The 21269-nt window shown below is 64.8% G+C and carries 20 protein-coding genes and 1 tRNA gene; all 21 read left to right on the top strand.

All coding sequences use genetic code 11. The features are described 5' to 3' along the window. Positions 1-193 precede the first annotated feature (193 nt). Positions 194-1228: a tRNA (adenosine(37)-N6)-threonylcarbamoyltransferase complex transferase subunit TsaD gene (gene tsaD / locus ACK4ZD_RS05390; RefSeq protein ID WP_409659500.1), complete on the top strand. Its 1035-nt coding sequence runs from the start codon at positions 194-196 to the stop codon at positions 1226-1228. 78 nt (positions 1229-1306) lie between these two features. Continuing rightward, positions 1307-2593, top strand: a complete 1287-nt coding sequence (locus ACK4ZD_RS05395) for a branched-chain amino acid ABC transporter substrate-binding protein (RefSeq protein WP_409659501.1) — start codon at positions 1307-1309, stop codon at positions 2591-2593. Positions 2594-2759: 166 nt separating this feature from the next. Continuing rightward, positions 2760-3029, top strand: coding sequence for a 30S ribosomal protein S15 (gene rpsO / locus ACK4ZD_RS05400; RefSeq protein WP_062196133.1), 270 nt, complete (start codon positions 2760-2762; stop codon positions 3027-3029). Between the two features lie 202 nt (positions 3030-3231). Next, positions 3232-5370 carry a polyribonucleotide nucleotidyltransferase gene (gene pnp, locus ACK4ZD_RS05405; protein ID WP_409659502.1) on the top strand — a complete coding sequence of 713 codons (2139 nt, stop codon included), beginning with the start codon at positions 3232-3234 and terminating at the stop codon, positions 5368-5370. A gap of 28 nt (positions 5371-5398) precedes the next feature. Continuing rightward, a complete protein-coding gene (locus ACK4ZD_RS05410) occupies positions 5399-6409 on the top strand; it encodes an NAD(P)H-quinone oxidoreductase (protein ID WP_409659503.1) in 1011 nt (336 codons plus the stop codon). Between the two features lie 33 nt (positions 6410-6442). Then, positions 6443-7183 carry a triose-phosphate isomerase gene (tpiA, locus tag ACK4ZD_RS05415; protein WP_409659504.1) on the top strand — a complete coding sequence of 247 codons (741 nt, stop codon included), beginning with the start codon at positions 6443-6445 and terminating at the stop codon, positions 7181-7183. Between the two features lie 34 nt (positions 7184-7217). Beyond that, the gene (secG, locus tag ACK4ZD_RS05420; RefSeq protein WP_409659505.1) at positions 7218-7616 is read left to right on the top strand and encodes a preprotein translocase subunit SecG; all 399 of its coding nucleotides are present in this window, start codon (positions 7218-7220) and stop codon (positions 7614-7616) included. Between the two features lie 256 nt (positions 7617-7872). Beyond that, positions 7873-7957: transfer RNA gene (locus ACK4ZD_RS05425), tRNA-Leu, on the top strand. A gap of 212 nt (positions 7958-8169) precedes the next feature. Further along, on the top strand, positions 8170-8529 hold the full coding sequence (locus ACK4ZD_RS05430) for an NADH-quinone oxidoreductase subunit A (protein WP_409659506.1): 360 nt from the start codon (positions 8170-8172) through the stop codon (positions 8527-8529). Between the two features lie 15 nt (positions 8530-8544). Further along, positions 8545-9021 (top strand): NuoB/complex I 20 kDa subunit family protein, encoded by a 477-nt coding sequence (locus ACK4ZD_RS05435; protein WP_104302711.1) that lies wholly within the window; start codon positions 8545-8547, stop codon positions 9019-9021. Between the two features lie 10 nt (positions 9022-9031). After that, on the top strand, positions 9032-9628 hold the full coding sequence (locus tag ACK4ZD_RS05440; RefSeq protein ID WP_409659507.1) for an NADH-quinone oxidoreductase subunit C: 597 nt from the start codon (positions 9032-9034) through the stop codon (positions 9626-9628). Positions 9629-9641: 13 nt separating this feature from the next. Then, positions 9642-10895 (top strand): NADH-quinone oxidoreductase subunit D, encoded by a 1254-nt coding sequence (locus tag ACK4ZD_RS05445; RefSeq protein ID WP_409659508.1) that lies wholly within the window; start codon positions 9642-9644, stop codon positions 10893-10895. Continuing rightward, on the top strand, positions 10892-11422 hold the full coding sequence (gene nuoE / locus ACK4ZD_RS05450) for an NADH-quinone oxidoreductase subunit NuoE (protein ID WP_409659509.1): 531 nt from the start codon (positions 10892-10894) through the stop codon (positions 11420-11422). The genes ACK4ZD_RS05445 and nuoE overlap by 4 nt, the downstream gene beginning before the upstream one ends. Continuing rightward, complete coding sequence (gene nuoF, locus ACK4ZD_RS05455; protein WP_409659510.1) at positions 11422-12768, top strand: NADH-quinone oxidoreductase subunit NuoF; 1347 nt, start codon at positions 11422-11424, stop codon at positions 12766-12768. The genes nuoE and nuoF overlap by 1 nt, the downstream gene beginning before the upstream one ends. Positions 12769-12780: 12 nt before the next feature. Next, a complete protein-coding gene (gene nuoG / locus ACK4ZD_RS05460; protein WP_409659511.1) occupies positions 12781-15099 on the top strand; it encodes an NADH-quinone oxidoreductase subunit NuoG in 2319 nt (772 codons plus the stop codon). 15 nt (positions 15100-15114) lie between these two features. Then, positions 15115-16179: an NADH-quinone oxidoreductase subunit NuoH gene (nuoH, locus tag ACK4ZD_RS05465; RefSeq protein WP_409659512.1), complete on the top strand. Its 1065-nt coding sequence runs from the start codon at positions 15115-15117 to the stop codon at positions 16177-16179. 25 nt (positions 16180-16204) lie between these two features. Beyond that, on the top strand, positions 16205-16702 hold the full coding sequence (gene nuoI / locus ACK4ZD_RS05470) for an NADH-quinone oxidoreductase subunit NuoI (protein ID WP_409659513.1): 498 nt from the start codon (positions 16205-16207) through the stop codon (positions 16700-16702). Between the two features lie 67 nt (positions 16703-16769). After that, positions 16770-17423: an NADH-quinone oxidoreductase subunit J gene (locus tag ACK4ZD_RS05475; protein WP_409659514.1), complete on the top strand. Its 654-nt coding sequence runs from the start codon at positions 16770-16772 to the stop codon at positions 17421-17423. After that, positions 17420-17728 (top strand): NADH-quinone oxidoreductase subunit NuoK, encoded by a 309-nt coding sequence (nuoK, locus tag ACK4ZD_RS05480; RefSeq protein ID WP_409659515.1) that lies wholly within the window; start codon positions 17420-17422, stop codon positions 17726-17728. Before ACK4ZD_RS05475 ends, nuoK begins: the two co-directional genes overlap by 4 nt. A 21-nt stretch (positions 17729-17749) precedes the next feature. Beyond that, positions 17750-19774, top strand: coding sequence for an NADH-quinone oxidoreductase subunit L (gene nuoL, locus ACK4ZD_RS05485; RefSeq protein ID WP_409659516.1), 2025 nt, complete (start codon positions 17750-17752; stop codon positions 19772-19774). 16 nt (positions 19775-19790) lie between these two features. Then, positions 19791-21266, top strand: a complete 1476-nt coding sequence (locus ACK4ZD_RS05490) for an NADH-quinone oxidoreductase subunit M (protein WP_409659517.1) — start codon at positions 19791-19793, stop codon at positions 21264-21266. Positions 21267-21269: the final 3 nt, after the last annotated feature.

The raw sequence follows: 21269 nt of genomic DNA on the forward strand, positions 1-21269 counted from the left end.
TCTTGTGCGCATCGCAAACGGGTGCCAAGACTAACCGCCCGTGCGTTTCCCTGGGAAGGGAATTCGGCGCAGTGTGGTGCATTCCCTAGGATGAAGTTGTGACAAAGCGCCAACAAATCGTGCCAGGTTGTTACAGAAACGGAGAAAACGTCGCTGGCCATCCGGGTCAACCCCAGGGCGCTACACTGCCTGGATGTTGGTACTGGGCATCGAATCCTCTTGCGACGAAACCGGCGTGGCTTTGGTGCGTGCCGATGACGGCCTGGCTGCGCCCCGGCTGCTGGCCCACGCGCTGCACAGCCAGATCGACATGCACCAGGCCTATGGCGGGGTGGTGCCCGAGCTGGCATCCAGGGACCACATCCGCCGCGTGCTGCCACTGACTCGCCAGGTGCTGGCCGAGGCGGGCTGCCGCCTGGAAGAGATCGACACCATCGCCTACACGCGTGGCCCGGGCTTGGCTGGGGCCTTGCTGGTGGGGGCCGGGCTGGCCTGTGCTCTCGGGGCGGCGCTGGACCGTCCGGTGGTGGGGGTGCACCACCTCGAAGGGCACTTGCTCTCGCCCTTCTTGTCGGCCGATCCGCCCGAGTTTCCCTTTGTCGCCCTGCTGGTGTCCGGGGGCCACACCCAGTTGATGCGGGTGGACGACGTCGGTCGCTACCAACTGCTGGGGGAGACCATCGACGATGCTGCGGGCGAGGCCTTCGACAAGTCGGCCAAGCTGCTCGGCCTGGGGTATCCCGGTGGCCCGGCGTTGGCCCGGCTGGCGGAGTTTGGCGACCCGCAGGCCTTCGAACTGCCACGCCCGCTGCTGCACAGCGGCAACCTGGACTTCTCTTTCGCTGGGCTGAAGACCGCCGTGTGGACCCAGGTGCGCAAGCTCGGCGATGCCGTGTGCGAGCAGGACCGGGCCCACCTGGCCGCATCCACCCAGGCCGCCATCGTGGACGTGCTGGTGAAGAAGTCGCTGGCGGCGCTGAAACAGACGGGCCTGAGGCGTCTGGTGGTGGCCGGCGGGGTCGGAGCCAATCGTCGCCTGCGCGAGCTGCTGGACGCCCAGGCGCAGCGCCGGGGCCTGCGGGTGCACTATCCCGAACTGCATCTGTGCACCGACAACGGCGCCATGATCGCCCTGGCGGCCGCGATGCGGCTGCAGCGCGAACCAGGGCGGGCCCGGCGCGACTACGCTTTCGACGTCGCGCCCCGCTGGGATCTGGCCGCAGCCTGAGTCAGCGAACCGGCGCGCTGGCACAATCCGCCGCGCCCGATTCCTCGTCCTCGGCCTCGTGACGATCCCTGTTGGCCCATGAAGAACCTCCTCACGAACACCCTGCGCGCCGCCCTGGGCGTGGCCCTGATCGGCCTGTCCGTCCCGGCGGCGGCTCAGCCGCGCCCCGAGCCGGTGCGCTTGGGCCTCATCGAAGGTTTGTCTGGCCCCTTTGCGAACGCCGGGGAAGCCGTGCACCGCAACCTTGCCTGGGCGGCCGAGCGGGTCAACGCCCGCGGCGGCGTGAAGCTGCCCGCAGGCGCACGGCCGCTGGAGATCGTGCGCCTGGACAGCAAGGGCCAGACGGAGGAGGCCCTGTCGATGCTGCGCTCGGCGATCGACCAGCGGATTGCCTTCGTCGCCCAGGGCAACAGCTCGGCCACGGCGGCGGCGCTGATCGATGCCATCGACAAGCACAATGAGCGCGACCCGCAGCGCCGCGTGCTCTTCCTGAACTATGCCGCCGTGGAGCCCAGCCTGACCAACGAGCGCTGCAGCTTCTGGCACTTCCGCTTCGATGCCCATGCGGACATGCGCCTGGCCGCGCTGATGGATGTGCTCGCCGAGGACCGCTCGGTCGACAGCGTCTACCTCATCGGCCAGGACTACAGCTTCGGCCAGCATGTGGTGCGCAGGAGCCGAGAGATGCTGGCCCAGCGCCGCCCCGACCTGAAGATCGTGGGCGAAGAGTTGCACCCCATGGGCCGCATCAAAGACTTCCTGCCGTACGTGGCCAAGATCAAAGCGTCGGGGGCCCAGGCCGTGGTGACCGGCAACTGGGGCAATGACCTGACCCTGATGATCAAGGCGGCCCGCGAGGTGGGCCTGCAGGCGAAGTTCTATACCTTCTACGGCAACGCCCTGGGTGTACCGGCCGCGATCGGCGAGGCCGGCGTGGGGCGCGTGCTGGCGGTGGCCGAGTGGCACCCCAATGCCGGTGGGGTGGCCTCCGATCACTTCTACGCGGCCTTCCGCGAACGCTTCCCCCGGGCGGCCGACGACTACCTGCACATGCGCATGCAGGCCATGGTCGAGATGCTGGTGGCTGCCATCGAACGCGCCGGCGCGACCGACCCGACCCAGGTGGCCCGTGCCTTGGAAGGCGCTCGCTTCGACGGCGCGGCCCTGGGCGGCGTCCACCAAGGGGTCATGCGTGCTGCCGATCACCAGTTCATCCAGCCCCTGTACGTCAGCCTGATGCAAAAGGCCGGCAGCGGGGGCGTACGCTTCGACAACGAGGGGTCTGGCTACGGATTTGCCACCGTGCGCCACCTGAGCGCTGCACGCACCGAACAGCCCCACCAGTGCCAGATGCGCCGGCCCTGAGCCAGGCGAGATCATCTTTGTGTAAAATAACCAAGTTTTGCAGCCAAGCGCTGCAGGACAAGGCACGGCGCGGGGAGGTTTCACCCGCGACCGCAAGTGAGTACGAAACCGTCTGCTCCTGCGCGCGCCTGAGCCGCAGGGGTGGCGGTCGATTCCAAGGAACGACATGTCGATCGCAGATTTGAACAAGGCCGAGATCATCAAGGCCCACGCCCGCGGCGCCGCCGACACCGGATCTCCCGAAGTGCAGGTGGCCTTGCTGACCGCCCGCATCAACGAACTCACCCCCCACTTCCAGCTCCACAAGAAAGACCATCACGGTCGCCGTGGTTTGCTGAAGATGGTCAACCGCCGCAAGCGCCTGCTGGCCTACCTGAAGGACAAGGACGCCGAGCGCTACACGGCGTTGATCCAGAAGCTGGGCCTGCGCAAGTAAGCGCCCGAGGATGACCAAGAGCCTGTCTGGCGTCCCCAGCACAGGCTCTTTGTTTTTTGTCGGAGTCCGCGCCACTGCAATGGAGTTGCTGTGTCATTCCAAGGCGCCTGCGGGTCAGGCGCCTTGGAATGGCACTCCGCTCCGGTGACGAGGCTCCAGGCTTTGCGCGCAGCCGCATGCGCGCCGATCACCGGAGACATCCATGAGCATGTTCAACAAAGTCACCAAGACCTTCCAGTGGGGCCAACACACCGTCACGATGGAGACGGGCGAGATCGCGCGCCAGGCCACCGGCGCCGTGCTGGTCAACATGGACGACACCGTGGTGCTGGCCACCGTGGTGGCGGCCAAGAGCGCCAAGCCTGGCCAAGACTTCTTCCCCCTGACCGTCGATTACATCGAGAAGACCTACGCCGCCGGGAAGATCCCGGGCAGCTTCTTCAAGCGTGAGGGCCGGCCCAGCGAGTATGAAACCCTGACCTCGCGCCTGATCGACCGCCCGATCCGGCCGCTCTTCCCTGAGGGCTTCTTCAACGAGGTGCAGGTCGTCGTGCACGTGCTCTCGCTCAATCCCGAGGTCGAGCCGGACATCCCCGCGATGATCGCCACCAGCGCCGCGCTGGCCGTCTCGGGCATTCCCTTCAACGGCCCGATCGGCGCTGCGCGTGTGGGCTACGTCAACGGCGAGTACGTGCTCAACCCCGGCAAGACCCAGTTGGCGCAGTCGCGACTGGACCTGGTGGTGGCCGGCACCGAGGCCGCCGTGCTGATGGTCGAGTCCGAGGCCGATCAGTTGCCCGAAGACGTCATGTTGGGCGCCGTGGTCTTTGGTCACGAGCAGGGCAAAGTGGCGATCGAGGCCATCCACGAACTCGTGCGCGAGGGCGGCAAGCCCGAATGGGACTGGCAGCCCCCCGCGAAGGATGAATCCTTCATCGCCAAGGTCACCGCCCTGGCCGAGGACAAGCTGCGTGCGGCTTACCAGATCCGCTCCAAGCAGGCTCGCACCCAGGCCTGCCGTGAAGCCTATGCGGCTGTCAAGGAGGCGCTGGTCGCCGAGGGCCTCGAATTCGACGACGTGAAGGTCGACAGTTTGCTCTTCGACATCGAGGCGCGCATCGTGCGCAGCCAGATCCTGGCCGGGGAGCCGCGCATCGACGGTCGCGACACCCGCACCGTGCGTCCCATCGAGATCCGCACCGGCGTGCTGCCGCGCACCCACGGCTCGGCCCTGTTCACCCGCGGCGAAACCCAGGCCCTGGTCGTCGCCACCCTGGGCACCGACCGCGATGCGCAGAAGATCGATGCGCTGGGCGGCGAGTTCACCGACCGCTTCATGCTGCACTACAACATGCCGCCGTTCGCCACCGGCGAGACCGGCCGCGTGGGCAGTCCCAAGCGCCGCGAGATCGGCCACGGCCGGCTGGCCAAGCGGGCCCTGGTCGCAGTGCTGCCCTCCAAGGACGAATTCGCCTACTCGATGCGCGTGGTCTCCGAGATCACCGAATCCAACGGCTCGTCCTCGATGGCTTCCGTGTGCGGCGGCTGCCTGGCGCTGATGGATGCCGGTGTGCCGCTGAAGGCGCACGTGGCCGGCATCGCCATGGGGCTGATCAAGGAGGGCAGCCGCTTTGCGGTGCTCACCGACATCCTGGGGGACGAGGACCATCTGGGCGACATGGACTTCAAGGTGGCCGGCACGACCGAAGGCGTCACCGCCTTGCAGATGGACATCAAGATCCAGGGCATCACCAAGGAGATCATGCAGGTCGCGCTGGCCCAGGCCAAGGAGGCGCGCATGCACATCCTGGGCAAAATGGTCGAGGCCGTCGGTGGCGCCAAGGCCGAGGTCTCCCAGTTCGCTCCGCGCCTGTACACGATGAAAATCAATCCGGAGAAGATCCGCGACGTGATCGGCAAGGGGGGCGCCACCATCCGCGCGCTGACCGAGGAGACCGGCACCCAGATCGACATCGCCGAGGACGGCACCATCACCATCGCCTCCACCGACGGGGCGCGCGCCGAGGAGGCTCGGCGCCGCATCGAGGAAATCACCGCCGAGGTCGAGGTGGGCAAGATCTACGAGGGCCCCATCACCAAGCTGTTGGAGTTTGGTGCCCTGGTCAACCTGCTGCCAGGCAAAGACGGTCTGCTGCACATCAGCCAAATCGCCCACGAGCGGGTGAACAAGGTCAGCGATTACCTGCAGGAAGGCCAGATCGTGCGCGTCAAGGTGCTCGAGACCGACGACAAGGGCCGCGTGAAGCTGTCGATGAAGGCTTTGGCCGAGCGGGCTCCCGCGTCCGAACGCGAGGCCCAGGAGCAGCAACAGCAGCAGTGAGTCGGGTCGGAAGGCCCATCGTCAAATCATGAAAGCGGTCGAGATCGTCGAATACGGTGCACCCGAAGTGCTGCGCCTGGCCGAACGCCCCGATCCCGTGCCCGGGCCGGGGGAGGTGCTGATCCGCGTCGGTGCCTCGGGGGTCAACCGTCCTGACGTGCTCCAGCGCAAGGGCCTGTACCCCGTGCCTGCAGGCGCCTCGGACATCCCGGGACTGGAGGTCGCCGGCGAGATCGTAGCCGGCGATGCCCAGGCCTTGTCCGAAGCTGGCTTTCGGCTGGGCGACCGCGTCTGTGCCCTGGTGCAAGGCGGGGGCTATGCCGAGCTGTGCGTCGCTCCGGTGGCCCAGTGCCTGCCGGTGCCGTCCGGCTGGTCCGACGTCGAGGCCGCGGGGCTGCCCGAGACCTTCTTCACCGTGTGGTCCAACGTTTTCCAGCGGGGCCGCCTCCAGCCCGGTGAGACCTTGCTCGTGCAAGGGGGCACCAGCGGCATCGGTGTGACGGCCATCCAGCTGGCCAAGGCCTTCGGGGCGACCGTCATCGCCACCGCCGGCTCCGAAGAGAAGTGCGAGGCTTGCCGCAGGCTCGGGGCCGACCACGCGATCAATTACCGCTGCGAGGATTTTGCTGAGCGCACGCGCGAGCTCACCGGGGGGCGCGGGGCCGACGTCATCCTCGACATGGTGGCCGGCGATTACCTGCCGCGTGAGATCGGCTGCCTGGCCGATGACGGCCGCCTGGTCATCATCGCCGTGCAGCGCGGGTCCAAGGCCGAACTCGACCTCGGCGCTCTGATGCGCCGCCGCCTCACGGTGACGGGCTCGACGCTGCGTCCCCGCCCTGTGGCCTTCAAGGCGCAGATCGCACGGGAACTGCGCGAGCACGTGTGGCCCTTGCTGGTCTCGCGCCGCATCGTGCCGGTCGTCTTCCGCACTTTCGGGCCGCAGGAGGCCGCCCAGGCGCATGCGCTGATGGAGTCCAACCAGCACATCGGCAAGTTGGTCCTCGTGTGGCCGCCTGCGCAACGGACGTCCCCTTAGAATTTGCAGCTTTTTGCGCGGAGTGCTCCGTCCATGCGACGCAAACTCGTCATCGGCAACTGGAAGATGCACGGCAGCCTGGCGTCCAACGCTGAACTGCTGGCCGGCCTGCGCGCGGCCGAACCCTTCGTGTGCGAGACGGCGGTGTGCCCGCCGTATCCCTACCTGGCCGCCTGCGTGCTGGCCCTGCAGGGCAGCCACATCGCCCTGGGCGCCCAGGACTGCTCGGCGCACGAGCAGGGGGCCTACACCGGCGAGGTCTCGGCGGCCATGCTCGCCGACCTGGGGTGCCGCTACGTGATCGTTGGGCATTCCGAGCGCCGCAGCCTGCACGGCGAGACCGACCAACTCGTGGCCGACAAGGCGAAGATGGCGCTCGGCAAGGGCCTCATCCCCGTCGTGTGCGTGGGCGAGACGCTGTCCGAGCGCGAGTCCGGGCACACCGAGTCGGTCGTCAAGCGCCAGCTCTCGGCCGTGATCCACACGCTGGGTCACTGCACGCCGCAGATCGTGGTGGCCTACGAGCCGGTGTGGGCCATCGGCACCGGCAAGACCGCCACCCCCGATCAGGCCCAAGCGGTGCATGCCCTGCTGCGCGCCCAGCTCAAGGCCGCCACGCCGCACGCTGACGGCATGCGCATCCTCTACGGCGGCAGCGTCAAGCCCGACAATGCCGCCGCCTTGTTCCAGCAGCCCGACATCGACGGCGGGCTCATCGGCGGGGCTTCGCTGAAGGCCGCCGACTTCATCGCCATCTGCCGCGCCGCCCTGTGAGGCGCGCGGCTCCTCGAATCACCGGAGAACACTGATGCAGTTCATGATGACCTTGATCCTTGTGGTGCAGTTGCTGGCCGCGCTCGCCATGATCGGTCTGGTGTTGATCCAGCACGGCAAGGGCGCTGACATGGGCGCGTCGTTCGGCAGCGGGGCCTCGGGCAGCTTGTTCGGGGCCACCGGCAGCGCCAACTTCCTGTCGCGTACCACCGCGGTGTGTGCGACCGTCTTCTTCGTCTGTACGCTGGCGTTGGCCTACCTGTCCACCCCCGACACCCGTGGTGCGGCCGTACCCGGCGCGAGCGTGCTCGACCAGCCCGCAGCCCCGGGCGCTGCGCAGATCCCCGGCGCGCCCGATGCGCCCTCCGCGCCCGTCGCCAGCCAGCCGGCTTCGGCAGCCGGTGCGGCCCAGATTCCGGCCTCCGGCAACTGAGGCAGGGCCGGGGGGCATCGACCAGGCCTGTGGGCCTCGTCCAGTGCTGATGGGGCGGGCCCCACTCGCGGTGCGAGCTTGCGCCAGACCAAACAGGTCTCAAAAGTCGGTGATGGCGCTTGGAGAAAACCCTGCTTTTCGAGTTAGAATTTATGTCTGTGCAGTGAGCGGCTCCCCTCAGAATTCACGGGCGGCTCACGAGACCCAACAGAACGATTGGTGCATGTCGCGGACGTAATCCGCGAGAGTGTTCCGGGCCGACGTGGTGGAATTGGTAGACACGCTATCTTGAGGGGGTAGTGGCGAAAGCTGTGCGAGTTCGAGTCTCGCCGTCGGCACCATCCAAATGCATCTTCGGCGGAGTCCTCATCCGGTGCTTCGTCGACCCTGACACCGGCTGGCAGCGGCTGGCGCAGGGAAATCGGGCGTGCTGAAGCAGCGGTTGGCCGCTGAAGACAGCGCGCCTTATTTTTGCCGCTTGCGGCAAGGCCGGACGACGCAGACATGGCGCAGCCAGGACCCACGAAACGATGAGCCAAGCGACGCAACGCCTATGATCCTCGAACAGTACCTTCCCGTCCTCCTGTTCATCTTGGTTGGCGTCGCGGTAGGCGTGGCGCCTCAGGTGCTCGGCTTTGTCCTCGGTCCGCGCCGGCCGGACCCTGAGAAAAACTCCCCCTACGAGTGCGGCTTCGAGGCCTTCGAGGATGCGCGCATGAAGTTCGACGTGCGCTACTACCTCGTGGCCATCCTCTTCATCCTCTTCGACCTCGAGATTGCCTTCCTTTTCCCTTGGGCTGTGGCCTTGCGCGAAATCGGGCCTGTAGGCTTTTGGGCCATGATGGTCTTCCTGGCCATTCTCGTGGTGGGCTTCGTCTACGAGTGGAAGAAGGGCGCCCTGGATTGGGAATGACCAAGGAGTGCAGTCATGAGTATCGAAGGCGTTCTCAAGGAAGGTTTTATCACCACCACGGCTGACAAGCTGATCAACTGGTCCAAGACCGGGTCGCTGTGGCCCATGACTTTCGGGCTGGCGTGCTGCGCCGTGGAAATGATGCATGCAGGCGCATCGCGCTACGACATCGACCGCTTCGGCATGCTCTTTCGCCCCAGCCCGCGCCAATCCGATTTGATGATCGTGGCAGGCACCCTGTGCAACAAAATGGCCCCGGCCCTGCGCAAAGTCTACGACCAGATGGCCGAGCCGCGCTGGGTGATCAGCATGGGTTCGTGCGCCAACGGCGGGGGGTACTACCACTACAGCTACTCCGTCGTGCGCGGCTGCGACCGCATCGTGCCGGTCGATGTCTACGTGCCTGGCTGCCCGCCCACGGCCGAGGCGCTGCTCTATGGCATTTTGCAGCTGCAGTCCAAGATCCGCCGAGAAAACACCATCGCACGCTGAAGAGAAGCCCATGACCCGACTCGACACCCTGCAAAGCGCGATCGAGGCCCGTCTGGGCGGCCAGATCCGTTCGCTGCGTCGCGATCGCGGCGAGCTCACCCTGGTGGTGGCGGCTGCCGACTACCTCGACGTATGCCGCCGTCTGCGCGACGACGAGACCTTGCGCTTCGAGCAGCTCATCGATCTGTGCGGGGTGGACTACAGCACCTATGGAGACGGCCGTCATGACGGGCCGCGCTTCGCGGTGGTGTGCCACCTGCTGTCGGTCACGCACAACTGGAGGTTGCGTGTTCGCACCTTCTGCCCCGACGACGACCTGCCGATGGTGGCCTCGGTCCATGAGATCTGGAATGCCGCCAACTGGTTCGAGCGCGAAGCCTTCGACCTGTTCGGGATTGTTTTCGAGGGCCACTTGGACCTGCGCCGCATCCTCACCGACTACGGCTTCATCGGGCATCCGTTCCGCAAGGACTTCCCGACCACGGGCCATGTCGAGATGCGCTACGACCCCGAGCAGCGCCGCGTCATCTACCAGCCCGTGACGATCGAGCCGCGCGAGATCACGCCGCGCGTGATCCGCGAGGAACACTACGGCGGCCTGCACTGAGCCCGAGGCAACGATGGCTGACATCAAGAACTACACGCTCAACTTCGGTCCGCAGCACCCGGCTGCCCACGGCGTGCTGCGCCTGGTGCTGGAACTCGACGGCGAGGTGATCCAACGCGCCGATCCCCACATCGGGCTGCTGCACCGTGCCACCGAGAAATTGGCCGAGAGCAAGACCTACATCCAGTCGCTGCCCTACATGGACCGTCTCGACTACGTGTCCATGATGTGCAACGAGCATGCCTACTGCCTGGCCATCGAGAAGCTGCTGGGCATCGAGGTGCCCGAGCGCGCGCAGTACATCCGCGTGATGTTCGCCGAGATCACTCGGCTGCTGAACCACCTGCTGTGGCTCGGCGCCCACGGGTTGGACTGCGGTGCGATGAACATGCTCATCTACTGCTTCCGCGAGCGCGAGGATCTCTTCGACATGTACGAAGCTGTTTCGGGAGCTCGCATGCACGCGGCCTACTTCCGTCCGGGCGGTGTCTATCGCGACCTGCCCGACAGCATGCCGCAGTACAAGCCTTCGAAGATCCGTAACGCCAAGGCGATTGCCAAGCTCAACGAGAACCGCCAGGGCTCGCTGCTCGACTTCATCGAGGACTTCACCCGCCGCTTCCCGAAGCACGTGGATGAGTACGAGACGCTGCTGACGGACAACCGCATTTGGAAGCAGCGCACCGTGGGCATCGGCGTCGTCACCCCGGAACGCGCCCTCAACCTCGGCTTCACCGGACCCATGCTGCGCGGCTCGGGCATTGCTTGGGATCTGCGCAAGATGCAGCCCTACGACGTCTACGACCGCATGGAGTTCGACGTGCCTGTGGGCACCAACGGTGACTGCTACGACCGCTATCTGGTGCGCGTCGAGGAGATGCGCCAGTCCAACCGCATCATCCAGCAGTGCGTGGACTGGTTGCGCAAGAACCCCGGCCCGGTCATCACCGACAACCACAAGGTGGCTCCGCCGTCACGTGTGGAGATGAAGTCCAGCATGGAAGAGCTGATCCATCACTTCAAGCTCTTCACTGAAGGCTTCCATGTTCCCGAAGGGGAGGCCTATGCCGCCGTGGAGCATCCCAAGGGCGAGTTCGGCATCTATTTGGTCAGTGACGGTGCCAACAAACCCTACCGCCTGAAGATCCGTGCCCCAGGCTTTGCCCACCTGGCCGCGATGGACGAGATGTCGCGCGGCCACATGATCGCCGATGCCGTGGCCGTGATCGGCACCATGGACATCGTGTTCGGAGAGATTGACCGATGAGCGCCCAAGCCAAGCAGGTCCAGCCGATGCAGTTCGCACCGGCCACGCTGGAGCGTTTCGCCCGCGAGGTGGCCAAGTACCCGCCCGAGCAGAAGCAGTCGGCCGTGATGGCCTGCCTGGCCATCGTGCAGCAGGAGCAGGGCTGGGTATCGGCCGAGGCCGAGCTGGGCGTGGCTCAGTACCTGGGCATGCCCGCGGTGGCGGTGCGCGAGGTCACGACCTTCTACAACATGTACAACCAGCAGCCGGTGGGTAGGTTCAAGCTCAACGTCTGCACCAACCTGCCGTGTCAGTTGCGTGGCGGCCAAGCCGCGGCCGAGCATCTGGCCCGTCGCCTGGGCATCGAGATCGGTGGCACCACACCCGACGGGCTGATCACGCTGCAGGAGTGCGAGTGCCTTGGCGCCTGTGCCGACGCGCCGGTGATGCTGGTCAATGATCGCCAGATGTGCAGTTTCATGAGCAACGATCGACTCGATGCGCTGCTGGCCGAACTCGAGTCCGCCGCCAAGCAGGGGGTGAAGTGATGGCCCTCGACCTGTCCAAGTTTCAGGCCACTGGCCGCGAAACCTGCTTTCACGACCGTCACATCAGTCCCCAGATCTATGCCGGCCTGGACGGCAGCAATTGGCGCCTGAAGGACTACGAGGCTCGCGGAGGCTACCAGGCGCTGCGCAAGGTGCTGGGCGTCGACGGCGGCGCGGGCATGACGCCCGACCAGGTGATTGCGGAAGTGAAGGCGTCGGCCCTGCGCGGCCGTGGTGGCGCCGGCTTCCCTACGGGGTTGAAGTGGAGCTTCATGCCTCGTCAGTTCCCCGGTCAGAAGTACCTCGTGTGCAACTCTGACGAAGGCGAGCCGGGCACCTGCAAGGACCGCGACATCCTGCGCTACAACCCGCACATCGTGATCGAGGGCATGGCAATCGCTGCCTACGCGATGGGCATCAGCGTGGGCTACAACTACATCCACGGTGAGATCTTCGAGGTCTACGAGCGCTTCGAGCAGGCCCTCGAAGAGGCGCGTGCCGCTGGCTACCTAGGCCACAACATTCTCGGCAGTGGCTTCAGTTTCCAGCTGCACGCCCACCACGGCTTCGGTGCCTACATCTGCGGCGAGGAAACCGCGCTGCTGGAGTCGCTGGAAGGCAAGAAAGGCCAGCCGCGCTTCAAGCCGCCGTTCCCGGCGAGCTTCGGCCTGTACGGCAAACCCACCACGATCAACAATACCGAGACCTTTGCTGCGGTACCCTGGATCATCCGTCACGGCGGCGACGCTTACCTCCAGGTGGGCAAGCCCAACAACGGCGGCACCAAGATCTTCTCTGTGGTGGGCGATGTCGAGCGCCCGGGCAACTACGAGATCCCGATGGGCACACCCTTTGCCACGCTGCTCGAACTGGCCGGCGGCGTGCGCAAGGGGCGCCAGCTCAAGGCTGTGATTCCCGGAGGCTCCTCGGCACCGGTGCTGCCGGCATCCATCATGATGGACTGCACGATGGACTACGACTCCATCGCCAAGGCCGGCTCGATGCTGGGGTCTGGCGCGGTCATCGTGATGGACGACACGCGCTGCATGGTCAAGTCGCTGCTGCGCCTGTCCTACTTCTACATGCACGAGTCTTGCGGACAGTGCACACCCTGCCGCGAAGGCACGGGCTGGCTGTGGCGCATGGTCCATCGCATCGAGCATGGCAAGGGCCGCCCCGAGGATCTCGATCTGCTGAACTCAGTGGCCGACAACATCCAGGGACGCACCATTTGCGCGCTGGGCGATGCGGCGGCGATGCCGGTGCGGGCGATGATCAAGCACTTCCGTGACGAGTTCGCCTACCACGTCGAACACAAGACCTGCCAGGTCCCGGCCTACGTTTGAGGCTAGCAGCATATGGTTGAAATCGAACTGGACGGCCGCAAGGTCGAGGTGCCCGAAGGCAGCATGGTGATGCATGCGGCAGAGAAGGCCGGTACCTACATCCCGCATTTCTGCTACCACAAGAAGTTGTCGATCGCGGCCAACTGCCGCATGTGTCTGGTCGACGTCGAGAAGGCGCCCAAGCCCATGCCGGCCTGCGCCACCCCGGTGACCCAGGGCATGATCGTGCGCACCAAAAGCGATAAGGCGATCAAGGCCCAGCAGTCGGTGATGGAGTTTCTGCTCATCAACCACCCGCTGGACTGCCCGATTTGCGACCAAGGGGGTGAATGCCAGCTCCAGGATCTCGCCGTGGGCTATGGGGGCTCGTCCTCCCGCTACCAAGAGGAAAAACGCGTAGTCTTCCACAAGGAGGTCGGTCCCCTGATCTCCATGGAGGAGATGAGCCGCTGCATCCACTGCACCCGTTGCGTGCGTTTTGGGCAGGAGATCGCCGGCGTCATGGAGCTGGGCATGCTCCACCGCGGCGAACACTCCGAGATCACGACCTTCGTGGGCCAGACGGTCGACTCCGAGCTGTCGGGCAACATGATCGACATCTGCCCGGTGGGGGCACTGACCAGCAAACCCTTCCGCTACAAGGCGCGGACCTGGGAGTTGTCGCGCCGCAAGAGTGTCAGCCCGCACGACTCGACGGGTGCGAACCTGATCGTGCAGGTCAAGAACAACAAGGTCATGCGTGTCGTGCCCCTCGAGAACGAGGAGGTCAACGAATGCTGGATCGCCGACCGTGACCGCTTTTCTTATGAGGCCCTCCACGGCGATGACCGCTTGAGCACCCCGATGATCAAGCAGGGGGGGCAGTGGCGCGAGGTTGATTGGCAGACCGCGCTCGAGTACGTGGCCAACGGTCTGAAGCAGATCCGTCAAGAGCATGGCGCACAGGCCATCGGGGCGCTGGGCAGCCCGCATGCCACGGCCGAAGAGCTGTACCTTCTGGGGCAGTTCATGCGCAGTCTGGGCAGCGAGAACATCGATCACCGATTGCGGCACGCCGACTTCACCGCGCCGCCTTCCGGTCGGGCGCGTTGGCTGGGGCGGTCCATCGCCTCCCTGTCGCATCTGGACGCGGCGTTCGTCGTGGGTTCCTTCTTGCGCAAGGATCACCCGCTGCTCGCCCAGCGTCTGCGTCAGGCCGCCCGACGGGGAGGGCGCATCCACAGCCTGCATGCGTTGCACGACGACTGGCTGATACCCATGGCCCAGGGCCTGACGGCTGCGCCGTCAGCCTGGGTGCAGGCCTTGGCGTCGGTGGCCGCCGCGGTGGCCGCTGAGCGGGGTATTGCGGCCCCTGTGGAGGTCACGTTCGACGAGGCCGCCGCTGCGATCGGGAGATCGCTGCTCTCGGGTGAACACAAGGCCGTGCTGCTGGGCAACGCTGCAGTGCAGCATCCCCAGGCATCGCAGCTGCTGGCGCTGGCGAACTGGATCGCCGCCCACACGGGCGCCACGTCCGGCGTGTTGGGTGAGGCGGCCAACAGCGTGGGTGCCCAGCTCGTTGGTGCCATGCCCGGGCCGGGTGGTCTGGACGTGGCTGGCATGCTCGCCCGGCCCCTCAAGGCTTATGTGCTGCTGCACGTCGAGCCCTCGCTCGACCTGGCCGACCCGCTGCGTGCGGCCCGCGCCTTGCAGTCCGCTGAGATGGTGGTGGCGCTCACCCCGTTCAAGTCGGCCGCGCAGGCCCACGCGGACGTGATGCTGCCCATCGCTCCCTTTACCGAGACGGCTGGCACTTTCGTGAATGCGGAAGGTCGTGCTCAGAGCTTCTATGGTGTGGTCAAGCCGCTGGGCGAGACCCGCCCGGCCTGGAAAGTACTGCGCGTGCTGGGCACGATGCTGGAACTGAGCGGCTTCGGGTTCGAGACGGCCGAAGACGTGCGTGCCCAGGCGCTGGGAGATGTGGCGGGGCTGGCCGCACGGCTGAGTAACGAGGTGCAGGTTGCCGTGCACCAGGCGCCGGTCTCGACCGGCCTGGAGCGCATTGCCGATGTGCCGATCTACAGCAGCGACATGTTGGTGCGCCGGGCTGCGTCGCTGCAGCGCACACGCGATGCCCAAGCTCCGGTGGTCAGTGTGAGCGAGGCGACCTGGGTGGGTCTGGGCTTGAAAGAGGGGGACCGCGTGCGTGTGCAGGTCGGCGACGGTATGGCCACCTTGCCGGTGCGTTGCGATACCGGCCTGGCGGCCAATGTGGTGCGCGTGGCTGCGGGCCATGCCGACACCGCCGAGCTGGGCCCCATGTTTGCGGCCGTGGAACTGAGCAAGGCGTGATCGAGGAAGCTGCACATGCTTGAAACCCTCACCCAATTCGGCCAAGCCCAGCTCGGTGGCGCCTGGCCCGTGGTCTGGAATCTGGTCAAGATCGTGGCGCTGGTGCTGCCGCTGATGATCTGCGTGGCCTATCTCACGCTGTGGGAACGCAAAGCCATCGGTTGGACGCAAGTGCGTCCGGGGCCGAACCGCGTCGGTCCGGGCGGCTTGCTGCAGCCGATCGCCGATGCGGTCAAGCTGATTTTCAAAGAAATCATCACACCGACCGCAGCGAACAAGGGCTTGTACTACCTCGCCCCTGTCATGACCATCATGCCCGCGTTGGCGGCTTGGGCGGTGATCCCCTTCGGACCTGAGGTGGCGTTGGCCAACATCAACGCCGGCCTGCTGTTCCTGATGGCGATCACCTCGCTGGAGGTCTACGGCGTCATCATCGCCGGATGGGCGTCGAACTCGAAGTACGCCTTCCTCGGAGCGATGCGCGCGTCGGCACAGATGGTCTCGTACGAGATCGCGATGGGCTTTGCTTTCGTCGTGGTGCTGATGGTGGCTGGCAGCCTGAACATGACCGACATCGTGCTCAGCCAAGACAAGGGCTATTTCGCCGACCTGGGATTGAATTTCCTGTCTTGGAACTGGTTGCCGCTGCTGCCCATCTGCGTCGTCTACTTCATCTCCGGACTGGCCGAGACCAACCGCCACCCCTTCGACGTGGTGGAAGGTGAATCGGAAATCGTTGCCGGCCACATGATCGAGTACTCGGGCATGTCCTTCGCGATGTTCTTCCTGGCCGAGTACGCCAACATGATCCTGGTGTCCGCTCTGGCTGCGCTGATGTTCTTCGGCGGCTGGCTGCCGCCTGTGGACAGTGCACTGTTCAACTGGATCCCTGGGTGGATCTGGCTGGGCCTGAAGACCTTCGTGCTGGTCACCATCTTCCTGTGGGTGCGCGCGACTTTCCCGCGGTTCCGCTACGACCAGATCATGCGCCTGGGTTGGAAGGTGTTCATCCCCGTCACGCTGGTGTGGCTGGTGGTGGTGGGTCTTTGGATCCAGTCGCCCTGGAACATCTGGCACTGAACCGGAAGTCTGACGAGGTCCAACCATGTCTGCCGTTGCTTCCCTCAAAGGGTTCATCAACAGCTTCATGCTCACGGAGCTGATCAAGGGCTTGGCGTTGACAGGTCGCCATTTCCTGTCACCGCACATCACTGTGCAGTTCCCTGAGGAGAAGACGCCTTTGTCGCCGCGCTTCCGGGGGCTGCACGCGCTGCGCCGATATGACAACGGCGAGGAGCGCTGCATTGCCTGCAAGCTGTGCGAGGCGGTGTGCCCCGCCATGGCGATCACCATCGAGTCCGAAGTGCGCGAGGATGGCTCGCGTCGTACGACCCGATACGACATCGACCTGACCAAATGCATCTTCTGCGGCTTTTGCGAGGAGAGCTGCCCGGTCGACTCGATCGTCGAAACCCACATTTTCGAGTATCACGGCGAGAAGCGGGGCGACCTGTACTTCACCAAGGACATGCTGCTGGCCGTGGGTGACCGCTACGAGAAGGAAATCGCTGCCAACAAGGAGGCGGACGCGAAGTACCGGTAGCCCCCGCCAGCCGGTTCCAGCCGGCTCCGAGGGGGAGCCGGGCGACCCGCCAACCGAGAACAAAGACATGGATACCCTAAGCACGCTCTTTTACGTGTTCTCAGCAGTGCTGCTGTTCGCGTCCTTCCGCGTCATCACGGCGCGCAGCACGGTGCATGCCGCGCTGTACCTCGTGCTGGCCTTCTTCAATGCTGCTGGCGTGTGGATGCTGCTGCAGGCCGAGTTCCTGGCGATCGCCCTGGTGCTGGTCTACGTTGGCGCGGTGATGGTGCTGTTCCTGTTCGTCGTGATGATGCTCGACATCAACGTCGACGCACTGCGTCAAAACTTCTGGAAGCATTTCCCTGTCGCCGGCCTCGTGGGCGTGCTGATCGCGCTAGAGATGGCGCTGGTGCTGATGACCGGCTTCACCCCAGGCCCGGCGCCTCAGCCCACGCCCGAGCAGGTCCAGATGGGCAACACCAAGCTGCTGGGTATCGAGATGTACACCCACTACATCTACCCGCTGCAGGTGGCGGCGGTGCTGCTGCTGGTGGCTATCGTGGCTGCGATCGCCCTGACGCTGCGTCGGCGGAAGGATTCCCGCTACGTGAACCCGGCCGAACAGATTCGCGTGACGAAGGCGCAGCGGCTGCGCGTGCTCAGCATCGAACCGGTCGTCGACAGACCTGCGGCGGCGGCACAAGGCGGTGAGCAGCCCACCTCCGGAGGCAAGGCATGAGCATCACCCTGGGACACTACCTCACGTTGGGGGGCATCCTGTTCGCGATGTCGGTGATCGGCATCTTCATGAACCGGCGCAACCTGATCGTGTTGCTGATGGCCATCGAACTGATGCTGTTGGCCGTCAATTTGAATTTCGTGGCTTTCTCGCACTACCTGGGCGACTTGGCCGGGCAGGTGTTCGTCTTCTTCATCCTGACCGTGGCCGCGGCCGAGTCGGCCATCGGCCTGGCCATCCTGGTCGTGCTGTTCCGCAACCGCTCGACCATCAACGTGGATGAACTCGACACCCTCAAGGGTTGACGCAGCACAGGACACCACAAGATGTCGCAACTCTCACAAAACATGCTGGTCGCGGTGCCTCTGGCCCCGCTGGCCGGGGCCATCATCGCGGGGCTGTTTGGCCGTTACGTCGGCCGCCGAGGCGCCCACTTCTTCACCATCCTTGGCGTGCTGATCTCCTTCATCCTGTCGGCCATGGTGCTCAAGGCCGTGGCGGTGGACGGTGCGCGCTTCAACGCGACGGTCTACGAGTGGATGGTGCTGGGTGACCTGAAGATGGAGGTGGGCTTCCTCATCGACGGCCTGTCGGCCATGATGATGTGCGTCGTCACCTTCGTGTCGCTGATGGTGCACATCTACACCATCGGCTACATGGAGGAGGATCCGGGCTACCAGCGCTTCTTCGCGTACATTTCGCTCTTCACCTTCTCGATGTTGATGCTCGTGATGAGCAACAACTTCCTCCAACTCTTTTTCGGGTGGGAGGCGGTGGGCCTGGTGTCTTACCTGCTAATCGGCTTCTGGTACAAGAAGCCCACGGCCATCTTCGCAAATCTGAAGGCCTTCCTGGTCAACCGGGTGGGTGACTTTGGCTTCATCCTCGGCATCGGTTTGATCGTGGCCTTCGCCGGAACGCTCAACTACACCGAAGCCTTCGGCAAAGCCAGTGAGCTCGCGCGCCTGAGCTTCCCCGGCACCGAGTGGATGCTGATCACAGTGATCTGCGTCTGCCTGTTCATCGGGGCGATGGGCAAGTCGGCGCAGTTCCCGCTGCATGTGTGGTTGCCCGACTCGATGGAGGGTCCCACGCCGATCTCGGCGCTCATTCACGCGGCCACGATGGTGACGGCCGGCATCTTCATGGTGGCGCGCATGTCGCCACTGTTCGAGCTGTCGGACACCGCGCTGAATTTCGTCCTGGTGATCGGGGCCATCACGGCGCTCTTCATGGGCTTGCTGGGCATCATCCAGAACGACATCAAGCGCGTGGTCGCCTACTCCACCCTGTCGCAGCTCGGCTACATGACGGTGGCGCTGGGAGCGTCGGCTTATTCAGTGGCCGTGTTCCACCTGATGACGCACGCCTTCTTCAAGGCGCTGCTGTTCCTGGCTGCCGGCTCGGTGATCATCGGTATGCACCACGATCAGGACATCCGCAACATGGGTGGGCTGCGCAAGTACATGCCCATCACCTGGATCACCTCGCTGCTGGGCTCGCTGGCGCTGATCGGCACGCCGCTGTTCTCGGGCTTCTATTCCAAGGACAGCATCATTCTGGCCGTGCAGGCCAGCTCGCTGCCGGGCGCGGGCTTTGCCACCTTTGCCGTGGTGGCGGGCGTGTTCATCACGGCCTTCTATTCCTTCCGCATGTACTTCCTCGTCTTTCATGGCAAGGAACGTTTTCATGACAAGCCGCACCCCTCGCCCGACGATCACGGCCACCATGGGGACGAGCACGGTCATCATGAGCCGCACGAGTCGCCTTGGGTGGTCACGGCGCCGCTGCTGCTGCTGGCCGTGCCCTCGGTGGTGATCGGTTTCATGACCATCGGCCCGATGCTCTTCGGCGACTTCCTCAAGGACGCGATCTTCGTGAACGCCGAAGCCCACCCGGCAATGAAGATTCTGGCCGAAGGCTTCCACGGTGCAGCCGCGATGGCCTTGCACGGTTTGCAGACGGCGCCGTTCTGGCTGGCGCTCGCGGGTGTGGTGACGGCCTATGTCTTCTATCTGGTCAAACCCGAGATCCCGGCGGCGCTGCACCGGCGTCTGGGCTTTCTGGTGCGCATCATGGAGAACAAGTACTACATGGACTGGATCAACGAGAAGGTCTTCGCCGCGGGAGCCCGGCTGGTGGGCCGCGGCCTCTGGAAAGGGGGTGATGTGGGGCTGATCGACGGCTTGATCGTCAATGGGTCGGCGAAGGTGGTCGGTTGGTCGGCTTCCGTGGTGCGTCTGGTGCAGTCGGGCTACATCTACCACTACGCGCTGGCAATGATCATCGGCGTGTTTGCGTTGATCACCTGGCAACTGTGGCCTCATCTACAGTCCTTCCTGGTCCGCTGAGCGAGGTCGTCCGAACATGAGTCTGCTGAGCCTCGCCATCTGGACGCCCATCCTCTTCGGCGTCATCTTGCTGACCCTGGGGCGCGACGAGCACGCCAATGCGGTGCGCTGGATCGCCCTTGCCGCAGCCGTGCTGAGTTTCTTCATCACGGTCCCCCTGATCACCGGCTTCGACACCAGCACTTCGGCGATGCAGTTCGTCGAGCATGTGCCCTGGATCGAGCGCTTCAACGTCCACTACCACCTGGGCGTGGACGGCCTATCCGTGTGGTTTGTGCTGTTGACGGCCTTCATCACCATCGTGGTGGTGATCTCCGCCTGGGAGGTGATCACCGAGCGCGTGAACCAGTACATGGGGGCCTTCCTCATCCTCTCCGGACTGATGGTGGGGGTCTTCTCCGCGTTGGACGGCCTGCTGTTCTACGTCTTTTTCGAGGCCACGCTGATTCCGATGTACATCATCATCGGCATCTGGGGCGGGCCGCGCCGGGTCTACGCGGCGTTCAAGTTCTTCCTCTACACGCTGTTGGGTTCGCTGCTGATGCTGGTGGCCCTGGCTTACCTGTATTTCAAATCGGGCGGCAGCTTCGACATCTTGAGTTGGCACCAGCTGCCTTTGCCGCTGGATGTCCAGTTGCTGCTGTTCGGGGCTTTCTTCCTGGCCTTTGCGGTGAAGGTGCCGATGTGGCCGGTGCACACCTGGTTGCCCGACGCCCACGTGGAAGCCCCCACTGGTGGCTCGGTGGTGCTGGCGGCGATCATGCTCAAGCTCGGTGCCTATGGTTTCCTGCGCTTTTCGCTGCCCATCGTGCCCGATGCAGCCCGCGAACTGGACTGGCTCATCATCAGCCTGTCGCTGATCGCCGTGCTCTACATCGGCCTGGTGGCCTTGGTGCAGCAGGACATGAAGAAGCTGGTGGCGTATTCCTCGATCGCCCACATGGGCTTCGTGACCTTGGGCTTCTTCCTCTTCAACGAGCTGGCGGTCTCTGGGGCCATCGTGCAGATGATTGCGCACGGCTTCGTCTCCGGAGCGATGTTCCTGTGCATTGGTGTGCTCTATGACCGCGTGCATTCGCGGGAGATCGCGGCCTATGGCGGCGTGGTGAACACGATGCCCAAGTTCGCGGCGTTTGCCGTTCTGTTCGCGATGGCCAACTGCGGCCTGCCAGGCACGGCCGGGTTCGTGGGGGAGTGGATGGTGATTCTGGGTGCCGTGAAGGTGAACTTCTGGATCGGTCTGCTGGCGGCCACGACACTGATTTTCGGGGCGGCCTACACGCTGTGGATGGTCAAGCGCGTGTACTTCGGCGACGTCGCGAACGACAACGTGCGCACGTTGGAAGACTTGAACCGGCGCGAGTTTTTCATGCTGGCGCTGCTGGCCCTGGCGGTGCTCTGGATGGGCGTGTACCCCAAGCCCTTCACCGACGTGATGCACCAGTCGGTGGTGGATCTGCTCAAGCACGTCGCCGTGTCCAAGCTGAACTGACGG

This window comes from Caldimonas sp. (genome assembly GCF_046291045.1).
Taxonomy (GTDB): Bacteria; Pseudomonadota; Gammaproteobacteria; order Burkholderiales; family Burkholderiaceae_C; genus Caldimonas.

Bases quoted from the DNA above. Each gene is read 5' to 3' on its own strand.
- tsaD (WP_409659500.1), top strand. From the start codon at position 194: ATGTTGGTACTGGGCATCGAATCCTCTTGCGACGAAACCGGCGTGGCT.
- ACK4ZD_RS05395 (WP_409659501.1), top strand. From the start codon at position 1,307: ATGAAGAACCTCCTCACGAACACCCTGCGCGCCGCCCTGGGCGTGGCC.
- rpsO (WP_062196133.1), top strand. From the start codon at position 2,760: ATGTCGATCGCAGATTTGAACAAGGCCGAGATCATCAAGGCCCACGCC.
- pnp (WP_409659502.1), top strand. From the start codon at position 3,232: ATGAGCATGTTCAACAAAGTCACCAAGACCTTCCAGTGGGGCCAACAC.
- ACK4ZD_RS05410 (WP_409659503.1), top strand. From the start codon at position 5,399: ATGAAAGCGGTCGAGATCGTCGAATACGGTGCACCCGAAGTGCTGCGC.
- tpiA (WP_409659504.1), top strand. From the start codon at position 6,443: ATGCGACGCAAACTCGTCATCGGCAACTGGAAGATGCACGGCAGCCTG.
- secG (WP_409659505.1), top strand. From the start codon at position 7,218: ATGCAGTTCATGATGACCTTGATCCTTGTGGTGCAGTTGCTGGCCGCG.
- ACK4ZD_RS05430 (WP_409659506.1), top strand. From the start codon at position 8,170: ATGATCCTCGAACAGTACCTTCCCGTCCTCCTGTTCATCTTGGTTGGC.
- ACK4ZD_RS05435 (WP_104302711.1), top strand. From the start codon at position 8,545: ATGAGTATCGAAGGCGTTCTCAAGGAAGGTTTTATCACCACCACGGCT.
- ACK4ZD_RS05440 (WP_409659507.1), top strand. From the start codon at position 9,032: ATGACCCGACTCGACACCCTGCAAAGCGCGATCGAGGCCCGTCTGGGC.
- ACK4ZD_RS05445 (WP_409659508.1), top strand. From the start codon at position 9,642: ATGGCTGACATCAAGAACTACACGCTCAACTTCGGTCCGCAGCACCCG.
- nuoE (WP_409659509.1), top strand. From the start codon at position 10,892: ATGAGCGCCCAAGCCAAGCAGGTCCAGCCGATGCAGTTCGCACCGGCC.
- nuoF (WP_409659510.1), top strand. From the start codon at position 11,422: ATGGCCCTCGACCTGTCCAAGTTTCAGGCCACTGGCCGCGAAACCTGC.
- nuoG (WP_409659511.1), top strand. From the start codon at position 12,781: ATGGTTGAAATCGAACTGGACGGCCGCAAGGTCGAGGTGCCCGAAGGC.
- nuoH (WP_409659512.1), top strand. From the start codon at position 15,115: ATGCTTGAAACCCTCACCCAATTCGGCCAAGCCCAGCTCGGTGGCGCC.
- nuoI (WP_409659513.1), top strand. From the start codon at position 16,205: ATGTCTGCCGTTGCTTCCCTCAAAGGGTTCATCAACAGCTTCATGCTC.
- ACK4ZD_RS05475 (WP_409659514.1), top strand. From the start codon at position 16,770: ATGGATACCCTAAGCACGCTCTTTTACGTGTTCTCAGCAGTGCTGCTG.
- nuoK (WP_409659515.1), top strand. From the start codon at position 17,420: ATGAGCATCACCCTGGGACACTACCTCACGTTGGGGGGCATCCTGTTC.
- nuoL (WP_409659516.1), top strand. From the start codon at position 17,750: ATGTCGCAACTCTCACAAAACATGCTGGTCGCGGTGCCTCTGGCCCCG.
- ACK4ZD_RS05490 (WP_409659517.1), top strand. From the start codon at position 19,791: ATGAGTCTGCTGAGCCTCGCCATCTGGACGCCCATCCTCTTCGGCGTC.